Origin of the sequence: Xanthomonas sp. NCPPB 1325 (assembly GCF_041477645.2) — a bacterium.
Taxonomy (GTDB): Bacteria; Pseudomonadota; Gammaproteobacteria; order Xanthomonadales; family Xanthomonadaceae; genus Xanthomonas; species Xanthomonas cannabis.
In genome coordinates, this window is record NZ_CM192985.1 from 3,629,228 (window position 1) to 3,643,753 (window position 14,526).

Here is a 14,526-nt window from a genome sequence, read left to right on the forward strand (position 1 = left end):
GAATAACCCATTATCCAAGGCAAAGCTATCGTCATATGAGCGACTTGTCCGCGCCGTAGCCTCGCGCCCGGATTCAGTGTCTCCACCCACTCAGCAGGGTCGCCCAGATGAAAACATGCGCGTGTTCGTCCAGAAACTTCTTTCAGAACGCCATGCTGTTCGGCGTCCTGATGTCCGCTACGTTGGCCACCGCGGCCTCTGCGACATCGTTGCATGCCGTTTCCCGTACCGATCAGATGAGGTCATTCAAAACCGGCGGGCCGAGCAGATCCGAAGTCTTCCATCAACAATGGGCAGAAGGCGCAGCGCAATGCCGTGCGTCCTTTCCGCAGACCACATCGGTGCAGCTGGGCCGGGTCGACAGCCGCGCGATCAATGCAAGAACGTTCCAGGTCACCGGAAAGTGGATCTGCAGGGGTTGATCGCTCGGCAGTCGGTGGCCCTGCCCGTCGAGCTGATGCATGCCCTGGTGATGCAATCGCCCCCGGCGCTTGTGCTGTGCCTGCAGACGCAGCACAGCGCAGCGGCCGCCGCGCACCCGTCCAGTGAGTGTCAGCGCGTGGGGCCGCGGGCATCGAATCACATGACCTGCAAGCACGGCCCGATCCGCAATCGCCGTCGGGCGTCACGCATGCCACGACCGTGGCCAGCGTTTTCCGTCTCATGATGAAGCGCCATGCATCCATCGGCGGCACGATGCTCTACCCGACAGGATCACTGCACATTCGCACGGCGGCAGGCTGGTCGCGCGTATCGCCGTTGCCACCATGCGCGGCGATAAACATGGCCACGGCCGACTGACAATAGCTGTGGATTTCGGTAGCGTCCTGCGCCCTTGCCTCATCGAAACGCGCGATCATCAAAAGATCGGATCCTTTGATGAGCGCCGCAAACAAGCGGGCGGACCGGGCAGGATCGGGCACGTGCAGGGCCGCCTTCGCGTGCAGCTGCCGCAACAGCGTCTCGATGCTGGCGATGACATGGCCGGCGCCCGCGGCGTAATGCAGCTTGCTCAATTCCCGTTGATTGGTCTTGTCCGCCATGACCATGGCCTCGACACCGCGCACGTCCGCGCGCATCAATGTGCGAAGCAACAATGATCCCGCCGCCACGAGCTGATCCTCGGCTGAGCCGTCGGTGCATTCAAACAGCCCCTGAGGTACGAGCTGATGGCAGCGGGCGGCGATGGCTGCGCTGAACAGCGCTTCCTTGTTCTCGAAGTGCCGATAGATGCTGAGCTTGGAGATCTTCGCGCGCTGGGCCACCTTGTCCAAGGTCGCCGCTTCGAAACCCAATTCCATGAAGAGGTCGAACGCCGCGTCGGCAATCGTCTGGCCGAGCGCCGCGTTGGCGGGTCGGCCACGCCGGGGCTGAGCGCTGTTGTTCGCCACAATTGAGTCCTTGACAGTATCCGAATTCCGTAATTAGGATACCACGCAGTTTCTTAAATCTGGACGTCTTGCGGTGGATCGATGCTGGCCTCGAATTCGCTACTGAACCGTCGTGCGGCATCAAAGGCGACCTCGTAGGGTATCGGCGGACGTCTCTGCCCGGATCACCAGGTCTTGCCATCGCCGTCTGGGCAAGCAGCAGCCAACGATCATGTGCCAACTCACTTCCCTCCCGCTGCAACACGGAACTCTCTATGGATGACGTCATCATCATCGGCGGCAGCTTCGCCGGTCTCGCCGCCGCGCTGCAACTGGGTCGTGCCCGCCGGGCGGTCACGGTGTTGGATACCGGCATGCAGCGCAACCGCTTCGCCGGCCACTCGCATGGCCTGCTCGGCCACGATCACAAGCCGCCGTCGGACATCCTGGCGGAAGCACGCAAACAGCTGGAGCGCTATCCCACGATCAGGCTGGTCAATGCCCGGGCCGACAGCATCTCCGGCGCCATCGACGATTTCTCCGTGCGTGTTGGTGAGGAAGGCCGTCTCACCGCGCGCCGCCTGATCCTGAGCTATGGCGTCGCCGATCAGATGCCGGATATTCCGGGCTTTGCTGAAGGCTGGGGCAAGTCCATCGTGCCCTGCCCCTATTGCGATGGCTATGAGGTCGCCGACAGGCATTGGGGCCTCATCTGGTCCGGTCCGCAGTCGCTGAATCATGTCCGCCTGTACCGCGACTGGACTGACACGCTGACGGTCTTCGCCGATGGTCACGACATTCCAGGCGAGGTCCGGGCGGACCTGGCGCGCCGCAAGCGACCCGTCGTCGATGGCCGAATCACCGAGATCGCTCATCAGGGGGGCCACAACGCTGCCGTCAACGTCGATACCGGCGCTGTCGTCCCGGTCGACATCCTGTTCGCGCATCCGCGCAACACGCCGTCCGCGAGCCTGCATGAGCCACTCGGGCTGGACACGCTCACGACCCCGCTAGGCATCGCCATCAAGGTCGACGAGCGCCGCGAAACCAGCACGCCCGGCATCTACGCCGCGGGCGATCTTGCAAATCCCGCAATGGCCTCGGTCACCCTGGCAGTCGCGCATGGCGCGACAGCGGGCATCTCTGCCCAGCAGTCGATGCTGGTGTAAGCCCGAGCCCTGGCACGTGCGCCATCCACGCAACACGCTTCCTGCAGTCGCGCAGGGCGACGCGGCTTTCAGTTTCTCGTACAAAAACAAGGATCAAACTGCGGTGCAGCTTGATCGGGAACGTCGATGACGCATCGGCCTTCGCAACGTGTGCCAGTGGCGGAGCGACCCCGGCGCAACGAGTGGCCATGGCGTTGCTCCACTCGCTTCGTCGCGGAGCCCTTGCGGCAAGATTTCGCGGGGCACAAAAAGGCGCCCAAGGCGCCTTTCAAGCTGGTGATTCGAATGGTGGGCCGTGATGGATTCGAACCATCGACCAAAAGATTAAAAGTCTTCTGCTCTACCGACTGAGCTAACGGCCCATTGCCCGACTGTGCGTCGGGGTGCGCATTCTACCCTACACCGGCGTCAAGACGAAATCGCGTAGTGCGTGGGATCCTGAACTCCCGCATCGGCGAAGCCGGCCGCGCGCAGGCGGCAGGCGTCGCAGTGGCCGCAGGCATGTCCGTCGGCATCGGCGCGGTAGCAGGACACGGTCAGCCCGAAATCCACGCCCAGGCGCACGCCTTCGCGCACGATGTCGGCCTTGCTGAGGAACTGCAGCGGGGCGTGGACGCGCAAGCCTGCACCTTCCACACCGGCCTTGGTGGCCAGATTGGCGAGCACTTCGAAGGCGCGGACGAACTCGGGCCGGCAGTCCGGATAGCCGGAGTAGTCCACGGCATTGACGCCGCAGAACAGGTCGTTGGCACCCACCACTTCGGCCCAGCCAAGCGCCAGCGACAGCATGATGGTGTTGCGTGCGGGCACGTAGGTGACCGGAATCCCCTCGCCGCCTGCATCGGGCACCTCGATGTCGTCGGTCAGCGCCGAGCCGCCGATGCTGCGCAGGTCCACATCGACCACCTTGTGCGCCGCCACGCCCTGCGCCGCCGCCACCCGCGCGGCCGCATCCAGCTCGGAGGTATGGCGCTGACCGTAGCGCACGCTCAGCGCGTAGACGGCAAAGCCCTGCTCCTGCGCGAGCGCAATGACGGCGGCAGAATCCATGCCTCCGGACAACAACACGACAGCTTTTTTCATGACCAATCAGACGATGACAACAGAAAGGGAAGGCTAGCAGGCTCGGTCCGCGATGGGTTAACGCAGCCGATGGCGCCGACGAGGTTTGACCGTCTGGTCGATGACGCGGCCCCATCCCGTCGCGACCATCCAGACGCATCGAACCGACTGGTAGCGACAACGCTTACCACGCGATCCCGCGCCCACGCAGGAGTGCAGCGGCATCGAGAGGCAACGCCATGGCCAGCTGCCAGAAGGCTCGGTAAAGGACGCGCCGATCCAGCAAGCGCCGCGACGATGCAGTAGATGCTGTCCGCCCCATCCCGCAAAGGCCAGACCTGCACACGCCATGATCCGCGACGGTCATGCGGACTCGATCATCCGGACCCAAGAGCCATGTGAACGGTGAGGGTCAGGAACCGATGCTCCCGACCCTCGCTGCGTGATCGGGCATCAGCGCCCCGGCTCGTCGTTCCAGAGAATCTTGTGCAACTGCATCTGGAAGCGCACCGGCACCCGATCGGCCACGATCCAGTCGGCCAGCTGGCGTGGCGTCACCTCGCTCTTGCTGGGCGAAAACCACACCGTGCAGCGGCGATCCAGCGCATGGGCCGCCACGATCTCGCGCGACCAGTCGTAGTCGGCGCGGCTGCAGATCACGAACTTGATCTGGTCGCGCGCCGTCAGTAAGGCCAGGTTGTCCCAGCGGTTGCGATGCGCCTCACCGGATGCCGGCGTCTTGATGTCCACCACCCGGGAAACGCGTGCATCGACCTCGGACACATCCAGCGCACCGGAGGTTTCCAGCGAGACATCAAAGCCGGCATCGCAGAGCTTCTGCAGCAGCACCAGGCAGCGCTTCTGCGCCAGCGGCTCGCCGCCGGTGACGCAGACGTGGCGAACGCCGTGGCTTGCAACGTCGGCAATGATCGCGTCGATGTCATGCCACTGCCCGCCATGGAAGGCGTAGGCCGTGTCGCAATACTGGCAGCGCAACGGACAGCCGGTCAGGCGTACGAACACGGTCGGCCAGCCAGCCGTCTTGGCTTCGCCCTGCAGGGACAGGAAGATTTCGGTGATCTTCAATCGCGGCAATGGCGATTGGACGATCTCGCTGGGGACGGCGGCGGCGTTCATGGGCAAGGTATGCGCCGCGCCAACCGGCAACGACGCGTGGGCTCAGCGCAGCTGCTGGCCGAGACGGATGGATTGCAGACGTTCCTGCGCGACGCGCGCGGCATCGGAACCGGGATACTGCGCGACGACCTGTTGCAGGGTCTGCTGGGCTTCGTTGTTCTTGCCTTCGCCATATTGCGACAGGCCGAGCTTCAACAGACCGCCGGCGGCCTTGTCATGCGTGGGATAGCGGCTGACGAGATCGCGAAACTGCGCCTCGGCCAGCTGGAAATTGCGGGTGGCGTAGTAACTTTCACCCAGCCAGTACAAGGCATTGGGGGTGTAGACGCCATTGGGATAGAGCTCCAGGAAGCTCAGGAACAGCTGCGACGCATCGTCGTACTTGCCGTTCTTCAGTGCATCGAACGCCACGTTATAGGCCGTGCGCTCGTCATTACTGACGGCCAGGGTGCCTGGGTCGCCATGCACGCTCGGCGGCTTCTCGGAGGTAGCCGCCGTTGCAGGCCGCGCGGCCGGAGCCGGGGCTGGGGTGACGCTGCCGGTGGCAGGAGGCAGTGGGGGCGTTGCGCCACCTGCACCTTCCAGCCGGTTCAGACGTCCGTCCAGGTCCAGATACTGGTCCTTGGACTGCTGCTTGAGTTGCTCGTTGTCGTGCTGCAGCTGTTCAACGGTCGCACGCAACGCCTGCAGGTCGGAACGCGCCTGCTGCAGTTGATTGAGCAAATCGTTGTTGGCCTGACTGTTGGCCTGCTGCTGCTCGAGCACCGCCACACGATCAGCGAGACTTGCTCGCTGGGCGTGAGCCGGCGCGGCGACCACAAGGGCCGCCGCGACGAACAGGGATGTCACTCGAAAGCGCATCGCTTCTTACTGAGCCGTGTACACGATTTCGACGCGACGGTTCTGCGACCAGCAGCTTTCGCTGGTTTCGGTGCAGACCGGACGCTCTTCGCCGTAGCTGACGACGGTCAGCTGGCTGGCCGAACCACCGGCAGCCTGCAGTGCGGAGGACACGGCATTGCCGCGGCGCTCGCCCAGGCCCATGTTGTACTCGCGCGAACCGCGCTCGTCGGCATTGCCCTGCAGGGTGATGCGCGAGGAGGGACGGTCACGCAGGTACTTGGCGTGGCACGCCATGATGGCCTGGAATTCCGGCTTCAGGGAGTCCTGATCCAGATCGAAGTACACAACGCGCTGACGCAGGCAGGCATCGGTATCCAGGTCGCCCGGACCGTACAGGCCAGAGGTGGCCGGGCCGGTCGGAACGGAGGAACCAGCGGTGGTGTCGGTCGGAGCAGGCGGAGTTTCCTTCACCTTCTTCGAGCAACCAGCCAGCACGGCAACGGACAGCAGGGAGACAAGCAAGACGCGGGTGGACTTGTTCATGGGATACCTATGGAGGCTCTGGGCCAATGAGTGGTTTAACGCAGCGAAATATTAACATTAATGCGCGGTTCGGTAAGGCCCCCAAGCAGGTTCTCTCACATCACCGTCGGCCAGAACCAGGCGCTGGCGGACCCGAGCGTCGGCGGACACCGCATAAAGGACGCCACGACCACCCTCACGTGCCGCATACAACACCATGCTGGCGTTCGGCGCAAAGCTCGGCGACTCGTCCAGCGACCCCGGTGAGAGCGTGCTCCAGCTGGGCGAACCCAGGCTGCGGTCCATCATGGCAATGCGGTAGCTGTTGCCGCTGCCCTGCGCCACGGCGATCTTCTTGCCGTCGAACGACACGCTGGCAGTCGCGTTGTAGTTGCCCTGGAAGGTCACGCGGTTGGCGCTGCCGCCGCTGGCGGCCACCTGGTAGATCTGCGGGCGACCGCCGCGATCGGAGGTGAAATAGATGCTGCCGCCATCCGGCGCCCAGGTCGGTTCGGTGTCGATGCCGAAGTGATTGGTCAGCTGAGTCAGCTGCTTGCTGCCCAGATCCATCACATAGATCTCAGGGTTGCCACTGCGCGACAGGGCCAGCGCCAGGCGACGGCCGTCGGGTGAGAACGCCGGCGCGCCGTTGATGCCGCGGAAGCTGGACACCAGCTCACGGGCACCGGTGGCGATGTCCTGCAGATAGATCGACGAATTGCCGCGCTCGAAGCTCACGTACGCAAGCTTCTTGCCGTCCGGGCTCCAGTTCGGCGACAGCAGCGGTTCGGCCGAGCGCACGATGGTCTGCGGGTTGTAGCCGTCCGAATCGGCCACCATCAGCGCATAGCGCATGGCGCCACCCTTGCCGCTGGCGGTGACGTAGGCGATGCGGGTCCAGAACGCGCCGCGCACGCCGGTGATCTTTTCGTAGATCGCATCGGCCATCTGGTGCGAAACATCGCGCATCGCGTTGGCGCGCGCGGTCATCGCCAGGCCGAGCAGGCGCTCGCCCTTGGCCACGTCGAACAGTTCGTATTCGACGCGATACGCGCCCTCGCCTGCGTCCATCACGCGGCCGACGACGATGTAGTTCTGCTTGAGGGTGCGCCAGGTCGGGAACTGCACCTCGGTCCCGCGGGTCGGCTTTTCGACGATCTGGGCAGCCGGCAAGGTGCGGAACTGGCCGGAGCGATCCAGGTCGGCACCGACCACGGCGGACACGTCGGTCTGCGGCGCAGCGCCGGAGCCCTGATACGGCATGGGGATGACCGCGATCGGCGTGGCCGAGGCGCTACCGCCCACGATGTCGATGGTAAGACCCTGCTGCTGCGCGAGCGCGCTCAGCGGCAACAACAGGGCGGTCAGGGCAGCTAGCCAACGCAGCGGTTTTTTCATGGACGGCTCGGATCGGGCAGGAAAAGTGGGCAAGGGATACCAATCAGCGAGTGAACATACTCGCAATCGTGAACGAGACAACGTGAAAATGGAGCGATTGATCATGTAGCGAATTGGATGGCACTGCCGGCCAATCGCCGGTGCGCAGCGACTGCGCCACTGCCTGGCGGCGGCCGTCACGCATACACCGGCTCCGATGGCCCTGCCGTCGCCGCCGGGCTGCAGCGCGCGCAGGCAGCCGCGGCCCGGCCAGTTACCACCGACGCCGGTTACTGGTCCTGCGCGGTGAACACGAAGGTCAGATTGCGCTGGAACACCGATTCGAAACCACGGTACGGCAGCGGCTGCGCACTCAATACCGCGGCTTCGATCGAACGCTGGCCGGCCTCGTCATACGGGCAGCCCGGCGCGACCTTGGCCTCCATCACGCTGCCACCGGGCAACTGGCGGATGTTGATGGTGCACTTCTGACCCGGCGGCACCGACGGCGGGCGCACCCACTGCGCCAGCACCTTCTGCTGGATCGCCGCGGCGTACTTGGCCGACAGATCGGTACTGGTGCCGCCCTGCCCCGCGGTCGGCTGCGCGCTGGACGCCGCGGCCGCGGACGCCTGCTGGGCGCGCGCGGCAGCCACCTGGCGCAGCTTCTGTTCGGCCAGTGCCGCTTCCTTGGTGGCCTGCTCGCGCTGCCGGCGGATGTCGGCAATCTTCTTTTCGCGCTCGGCATCGGCGGCCGCCTGCTGCGCGGCGGCCTGCTTCTTCTTGGCGTCGGCCTCTTCCTGCTGCTTGGCCAGGCGCAATTTCTGCTCGGCCTCTTCCTGGCGCTTGCGCTCGGTCAGGTCGATCTGCTCCTGGCGCCGCTTGGCTTCCTGCTCCTGCTTGGCCTTCTCGGCGGAAATGGCCAAGGCGTCGACCTTCTCCTGATCCACCTTGTCCGGCTGGGCCACGCGTTCCTGCGCCTGCGCCTGCTGCGGCGTGGGCGCATCCTGCGGGCGTGGCTCGGGGATCGGCTGCGGTGGCGGCACGGTGTCTTCCGGCGCGGGCTCGGGCAATGGTGCCGGCGGAGGCGGCGCTTCCACCGGCGTGGCCTTCAGCGCCTGGCGCGCGACGCGCGCCTCCGCGGCGGAGACATCCAGCGAAGCTTCCATGCTGGGGTCGCCCGCGGCCGGCTCGACCGAGCGTTCGGGCGACCACAGCCAGCCGGCAATGAACACCAGCGCGACCAGGATGTGCACGACCAGGGCCAGCATGACCGGTCGCAGCCAGCCATCCTCACGCGTGCCTTGGGTCGGGAGTGCGTCAGCGTGCATCGCTGCCTGCAGTGCCGCCGGAGTCGGAGATCAGGCCGACCTTCTCGACCTTGGCCTGCTTGAGCACGTCGATGGCGTCCATGATCTTCTGGTACGGCGCGGCGCGATCGCCGGCCACGACCACGCGCGCGTCCTTGTCCTGCGCCACGATGGCGGCCAGCTGCGCCTGCAGGGCAGCGACGTCCATCGCCTGCGGCTTGCCCTTGGGCAGCTGCAATGCCAGCTGGCCATCGGCGGCGACCACCACCACGATCGGGTCCTGCTTGCTCTCCAGCGCTTTGGCGCGCGAGCTCGGCAGGCTGACATCGGTACTCAGGGTCAACAGCGGTGCGGTCACCATGAAGATGATCAGCAACACCAGCATCACGTCGATGTACGGCACGACGTTGATGTCGGATTTGAGCTTGCGCTTCTTACGGCGGGAAATACCGGAGATCATCGCGAAACGTTCCTAATTAATCCCTCGCACATGCATGTGCGATCTGTCGCGAGTGGCTCGCCTGTGCAGGCCGATGCGCACGTCCGTGCGCCGGCTTGCGCGCGGCGGGCTCCACCCACTGCGGCGCGGCGCCCATGGCCGGATGCGCGAACCGTCACGGGCTTGCAAGGCGCACGCATTACTCGTCCGCGCCGGCCTGGCGCTGCAGGATGGAGCTGAACTCGTCGGCGAAGGTCTCGTAGCGCACCGACAGCCGTTCCACGCGCGTGGTGAAGCGGTTGTAGGCCCACACGGCCGGGATCGCCACGAACAGGCCGATGGCGGTGGCGAACAGGGCTTCGGAGATGCCCGGTGCCACCGCTGCGATACCGGCCTGCTCGCCGCTGCTGACCATGTCGTGCATGGTCACCATGATGCCGAACACGGTGCCGACCAGGCCGACGTAGGGCGCGGTGGAACCGATGTTGGCCAGCAGTTCGAGATTGCGCTCGAGCTGGTCGACCTCACGGGTGAAGGCGGTGCGCATGGCGCGCTGTGCGCCTTCCAGCTGCACGCGTGCGTCCAGGCGGCGGCGGTCGCGCAACCGCGAGAACTCGCGGAAGCCGCTCTCGAACATCGATTCCAGGCCGCCGACAGTGCGGTTGCGGTCGGTCGCCGACGCGTACAGCTTGGCCAGATCGGCGCCGGACCAGAAGCGGTTTTCAAATTCGTCGGCCTCGCGGTTGGCCTGCTTGAACGCGCGCGCCTTGCGAAAAATGATGACCCAGCTGATGAACGAGCCGATCAACAGCAACAGCACGATGATCTTCACCGGGATACTGGCCCGCAGGATCAGATCCACGTAGTTGATGCTGCTGTTGTGCGCCGCCGTGGCGGTTTGCGCCGCGGCCGCGGTGACGTCCTGCGGTAGTGCTTCCACTACCGTGTCCTGCAGGGCCAGGAGCAATGCAATCGACATCCGTTCGTTCCTCAGTAATCGGATTCTGTGGTTTCTAGAGCTTTCAACACGTCGTATACCGCATCGTCCATGCCGCGCGGGCGGAAGTCGCTGGCAGCGAGTGCGGCAATCCGCACCTCGGCCGTCAGCAGCACTTCGCCTTCGCGGCGGACCGACTGCGCAAACTGCAGGCTGGCCCGTCTGCATTTCAACAACACCACCGACACTGACAGCGCGTCGTCGAGCCGGGCCGGCTTGAGGAAATCCAGTTGCATCGAGCGGACCGCAAACACCAGACCGTGGTCCTGGCGCATCAGGTCCTGCCCGTAACCGGCCGCGCGCATCCACTCGGTGCGCGCACGTTCCAGGAAGGCGACGTAGCGCGCGTGGTAGACCACCCCGCCGGCGTCGGTATCTTCCCAGTAGACGCGTGTCGGCCAACTGAATACAGGCGGGGATTGGGGAGTCGGGAATCGTGATTCGGTGGTCATGGGCACGGAATGTCGGTCGGGACGGCCCGGGCGGGCGACCAATGGAGCGCCATCAAAACAGGTCTCCCGGTTCGCCGATGCCTGCGGCGCGGTCGCGTGGCGGCTTCAGGCCCAGATGCAGGTAAGCCTTGGTGGTGACCATGCGGCCGCGCGCGGTGCGGATCAGGAAGCCCTGCTGGATCAGGTAGGGCTCGATCACGTCTTCCAGCGTGCCGCGCTCTTCCGAGAGCGAGGCGGCCAGCGATTCCACGCCCACCGGGCCGCCATCGAAATGCTCGACGATGGTGCGCAGCATGCGGCGGTCGAGCTCATCGAAGCCTTCCGGGTCCACTTTCAGCATCTGCATGGCGGCCTGCGCCACCGGCAGATCGATGTGGCCGGCCGCCTTGACCTGGGCGTAGTCGCGCACCCGGCGCAGCAGGCGGTTGGCGATCCGCGGGGTGCCGCGGGCGCGGCGCGCGATTTCGGCGGCGCCCTCGGGTGTGCAGTCGATGCCCAGGATCGCGGCCGAGCGGATCACGATGCGGGTCAGCTCCTGGGGCGAATAAAACTCCAGGCGCTGCACGATGCCGAAGCGGTCGCGCAGCGGCGCGGTCAGCAGGCCGGCACGCGTGGTGGCGCCGATCAGGGTAAACGGCGGCAGGTCGATCTTGATCGAGCGCGCAGCCGGGCCGTCGCCGATCATGATGTCGATCTGGAAATCTTCCATCGCCGGGTACAGCACTTCTTCCACCACCGGCGACAGGCGATGGATCTCGTCGATGAACAACACATCGTGCGGCTGCAGGTTGGTCAGCAGCGCAGCAAGATCGCCGGCCTTCTCGATCACCGGGCCGGATGTCACCCGCAGGCTCACGCCCAGCTCATTGGCGATCACATGGCTGAGCGTGGTCTTGCCGAGCCCGGGCGGGCCGAAGATCAGCACATGGTCCATGGCCTCGCCGCGCGCCTTGGCCGCCTGGATGTAGATCTCCATCTGTTCGCGCACCGGCTGCTGGCCGAGATAGTCGGCCAGGCGCTTGGGACGGATGCTCGCATCGGCGGCTTCGTCCTCGCGGGTGGAGCTGCTGGCGATGATGCGCTGGTCCATCAGCGGGACCCGGGACCGGGGACCGGGGACCCGGCAAGCGCATGGCGTGCGATTGCAGGCGGGGCAGCGGAGGGCAGGAAAGAAATCATGATCCGGCAATTGTAGAAGACTGCAGCCCGCTTTTACCGGGTCCCCGTCCCCGGCCCCGGGTCCCGGGTACCGGCATTTAAATCTCCACCTGCGCGCCGAGCTCCACAAGGCGATTGCCCGGGATGCGGAAGAAGCCGGTGGCCGGCGCGGCATTGCGATGCATCAGCGCGAACAGCTTGTCGCGCCAGATCGGCATGCCGCGGTTGGCGCTGGCCACGATGGTCTCGCGGCTGGCGAAGAAGGTGGTGTCCATCGGATCGAAATGGATACCGCCCTGGTCGCAGGAGCGCATCAATGCCAGCGGCACGTCGGGCGTCTCCATGAAGCCGAAGCGCACGTAGACGCGGTAGAACTCGTCGCCGATCGATTCGATCTGCAGGCGCTTGTCTACCGGCGCATACGGAATCGGCAGGGTATCGACGTTGAGGAAGATGTTGCGCTCGTGCAGCACCTTGTTGTGCTTGAGGTTATGCATGAGTGCGTGCGGCACCACCATCGGGTCGGCAGTCAGGAACACTGCCATGCCCGGCACGCGCGCCGGCGGGGCCAGCATCAGGCCCGGCAGGAAGCTGTCGATGCGGATACCGTCCTTGCGGATTTCCTCGCGCAGCAGCGCGCGGCCGCGGCGCCAGGTACGCATCAGGGTGAACACCACGATGCCCAGCGCCAGCGGGAACCAGGCACCCTGCAGCAGCTTGGCGCCGTTGGCGATCACGAAGGCCAGTTCGATGATGAAGAACACCACGCACAGCGGCAGCACCCAGTTGCGCCAGCGCGGCCACAGCGCGCGGGCGACCAGGGCCAGCAGCAGGGTGTCGATCAGCATGGTCATCGACACCGAGATGCCGTAGGCCACCGCCAGGTTGGTGGAGCTGCGGAAGATCAGCACCAGCGCGATCACCATCACCATCAGCAGCCAGTTGATGCCGGGCACGTAGATCTGGCCGATGGTGTCGCGCGAGGTGTGCTTGATCAGCATGCGCGGGATGTAACCCAGCTGCATGGCCTGACGGGCCACCGAGTAGGCGCCGGTGATCACCGCCTGCGAGGCGATCACCGCCGCCAGCGTGGCCAGGATGATCATCGGGTACAACGCCCAGCCGGGCACCGCTTCGAAGAACGGGTTCTTCAGCGCGGACGGGTGATTGAGCACCAGCGCGCCCTGGCCCAGGTAATTGAGCAGCAGCATCGGCAGCACGAAGAAATACCAGCCGTGGCGGATCGGCTTTGCGCCGAAGTGCCCCATGTCCGCGTACAGCGCCTCGCCGCCGGTCACCGCCAGCACCACCGCGCCCAGGATGAACACCCCGTGCCAACCGTGCTCGATGAAGAAGCGGATCGCCCACCACGGGTTGAAGGCCTTCATCACCTCCGGTGCATCGACGATGTTCCAGGCGCCGATCGCGCCCAGCGACATGAACCACAGGCAGGTGATCGGGCCGAACACCTTGCCCACGGTCTCGGTGCCGAAACGCTGCACCATGAACACGATCAGCAGCACTACCACGGTGATCGGCACGATGAAGGGATGCAGGCTGGGCGCGGCGATTTCCAGGCCTTCCACCGCGCCCATCACCGAGATGGCCGGGGTGATCACGCCGTCACCGAAGAACAGCGAGGCGCCGAAGATGCCGAGGATGCCCACCACATACGCCGAACGCGAACCCTGCTTGAGGGTGCGCTGGGTCAGCGCCATCAACGCCATGATGCCGCCCTCGCCCTCGTTGTCGGCGCGCATGATGATGGTGACGTACTTGAGCGTCACCGTGATCATCAGTGCCCAGAACGCCAGCGACAGCACCCCCAGCACCGTGTCGTGGTCGCTGCTCAGCCCGTAGTGCGGCGAAAACGCCTCCTTCAGGGTGTACAGCGGGCTGGTGCCGATATCGCCGAACACGACGCCGATGGCGCCGATGACCAAGGCCATATGGCTGTTGGCGGGCGCGTGGCCGTGGCCCGCTGCAGGAGTGGAGGTCTGTGACATGGGTTGGCAGGGTATCGCCGAAGGGCGTGAAGAATGGGAAAGGTCGAGGCTGCTTACCGCAGCGCGGCCTGCAGGGCCTTGCGAATGACTGTGGCGACGTCGTCGCCTTCTGCCCCGGCCTCGCGTGCCATGCGTGTGGCCTCGGCCGGCTTGTAACCCAGCTGCTGCAAGGCCACCGTGGCTTCGGACACCGCATCCGGGCCGAGCTGGCCGGTAATCGGCGCGCCGCTGCTGAAGTCGGCGGCGCGGTCGCGCAGCTCCACCACCATGCGCTCGGCGGTCTTCTTGCCGATGCCGGGGATGCGCGTGAGTGCGGTGATGTCGCCGCTGGTGATCAGGCGGGCGAACTCGTCCACGCTGACGCCGGACAGCACCGCCAGTGCGATCTTGGCGCCGATGCCGGTGACCTTCTGCACGTCGCGGAACAGCCGCCGCTCGCCCTCGCGCAGGAAACCGTACAGCGCCACGCTGTCTTCCTTCTGCGCGTAATGGGTAAACAGGATGACGTCGCGACCGACGTCGGGCAGGTCATAGAAGGTGCTCATCGGCGCCTCCAGCTCGTAACCCACCCCGCCCACGTCGATCACCAGCCACGGCGGCTGCTTGTAGGCCAGGATCCCGCGCAGACGGCCGATCATTGGAAAGCTCCGGGACCCGGGACCCGGGACCCGGGACTCGCAAGAG

The 14,526-nt window shown here is 65.5% G+C and carries 14 protein-coding genes and 1 tRNA gene; 1 reads left to right on the forward strand and 14 read right to left on the reverse strand.

The window, feature by feature from the left end:
* Nucleotides 1–701 precede the first annotated feature (701 nt).
* Complete coding sequence (locus ACCQ10_RS15475; RefSeq protein ID WP_372361182.1) at nucleotides 702–1,391, reverse strand: TetR/AcrR family transcriptional regulator; 690 nt, start codon at nucleotides 1,389–1,391, stop codon at nucleotides 702–704.
* Nucleotides 1,392–1,645: 254 nt separating this feature from the next.
* On the opposite strand from ACCQ10_RS15475, the gene ACCQ10_RS15480 reads away from it, so the two are divergent.
* Nucleotides 1,646–2,539, forward strand: coding sequence for an NAD(P)/FAD-dependent oxidoreductase (locus tag ACCQ10_RS15480; RefSeq protein ID WP_372361183.1), 894 nt, complete (start codon nucleotides 1,646–1,648; stop codon nucleotides 2,537–2,539).
* 286 nt (nucleotides 2,540–2,825) lie between these two features.
* Here the strand turns inward: ACCQ10_RS15480 and ACCQ10_RS15485 are convergent.
* The 13 genes from ACCQ10_RS15485 to ruvA all read right to left on the reverse strand — a co-directional run bounded on the left by ACCQ10_RS15485 (nucleotide 2,826) and on the right by ruvA (nucleotide 14,480).
* Nucleotides 2,826–2,901 (reverse strand) — tRNA-Lys (locus ACCQ10_RS15485).
* Between the two features lie 46 nt (nucleotides 2,902–2,947).
* On the reverse strand, nucleotides 2,948–3,622 hold the full coding sequence (queC, locus tag ACCQ10_RS15490; protein ID WP_166751987.1) for a 7-cyano-7-deazaguanine synthase QueC: 675 nt from the start codon (nucleotides 3,620–3,622) through the stop codon (nucleotides 2,948–2,950).
* Nucleotides 3,623–4,054: 432 nt separating this feature from the next.
* Nucleotides 4,055–4,738, reverse strand: a complete 684-nt coding sequence (queE, locus tag ACCQ10_RS15495; protein ID WP_372361184.1) for a 7-carboxy-7-deazaguanine synthase QueE — start codon at nucleotides 4,736–4,738, stop codon at nucleotides 4,055–4,057.
* 42 nt (nucleotides 4,739–4,780) lie between these two features.
* Complete coding sequence (gene ybgF, locus ACCQ10_RS15500; RefSeq protein ID WP_039563636.1) at nucleotides 4,781–5,599, reverse strand: tol-pal system protein YbgF; 819 nt, start codon at nucleotides 5,597–5,599, stop codon at nucleotides 4,781–4,783.
* A 6-nt stretch (nucleotides 5,600–5,605) separates the two neighbouring features.
* Nucleotides 5,606–6,124 carry a peptidoglycan-associated lipoprotein Pal gene (gene pal / locus ACCQ10_RS15505; protein ID WP_039415542.1) on the reverse strand — a complete coding sequence of 173 codons (519 nt, stop codon included), beginning with the start codon at nucleotides 6,122–6,124 and terminating at the stop codon, nucleotides 5,606–5,608.
* Nucleotides 6,125–6,181: 57 nt separating this feature from the next.
* Nucleotides 6,182–7,501, reverse strand: a complete 1,320-nt coding sequence (tolB, locus tag ACCQ10_RS15510; protein WP_047695287.1) for a Tol-Pal system beta propeller repeat protein TolB — start codon at nucleotides 7,499–7,501, stop codon at nucleotides 6,182–6,184.
* 269 nt (nucleotides 7,502–7,770) lie between these two features.
* Entirely contained in the window at nucleotides 7,771–8,811 is a 1,041-nt protein-coding gene (tolA, locus tag ACCQ10_RS15515) for a cell envelope integrity protein TolA (protein WP_372361185.1), read from the reverse strand.
* Nucleotides 8,801–9,250: a protein TolR gene (gene tolR, locus ACCQ10_RS15520; protein ID WP_039415386.1), complete on the reverse strand. Its 450-nt coding sequence runs from the start codon at nucleotides 9,248–9,250 to the stop codon at nucleotides 8,801–8,803. The genes tolA and tolR overlap by 11 nt, the downstream gene beginning before the upstream one ends.
* Nucleotides 9,251–9,428: 178 nt before the next feature.
* The gene (tolQ, locus tag ACCQ10_RS15525) at nucleotides 9,429–10,208 is read right to left on the reverse strand and encodes a protein TolQ (RefSeq protein ID WP_039415390.1); all 780 of its coding nucleotides are present in this window, start codon (nucleotides 10,206–10,208) and stop codon (nucleotides 9,429–9,431) included.
* Between the two features lie 11 nt (nucleotides 10,209–10,219).
* On the reverse strand, nucleotides 10,220–10,678 hold the full coding sequence (gene ybgC, locus ACCQ10_RS15530) for a tol-pal system-associated acyl-CoA thioesterase (RefSeq protein WP_372361186.1): 459 nt from the start codon (nucleotides 10,676–10,678) through the stop codon (nucleotides 10,220–10,222).
* A 52-nt stretch (nucleotides 10,679–10,730) separates the two neighbouring features.
* Entirely contained in the window at nucleotides 10,731–11,771 is a 1,041-nt protein-coding gene (ruvB, locus tag ACCQ10_RS15535; protein WP_228314319.1) for a Holliday junction branch migration DNA helicase RuvB, read from the reverse strand.
* A 163-nt stretch (nucleotides 11,772–11,934) separates the two neighbouring features.
* The gene (locus ACCQ10_RS15540; RefSeq protein ID WP_372361187.1) at nucleotides 11,935–13,842 is read right to left on the reverse strand and encodes a potassium transporter Kup; all 1,908 of its coding nucleotides are present in this window, start codon (nucleotides 13,840–13,842) and stop codon (nucleotides 11,935–11,937) included.
* A gap of 53 nt (nucleotides 13,843–13,895) precedes the next feature.
* Nucleotides 13,896–14,480 (reverse strand): Holliday junction branch migration protein RuvA, encoded by a 585-nt coding sequence (ruvA, locus tag ACCQ10_RS15545; protein ID WP_372361188.1) that lies wholly within the window; start codon nucleotides 14,478–14,480, stop codon nucleotides 13,896–13,898.
* Between the last annotated feature and the right edge of the window lie 46 nt (nucleotides 14,481–14,526).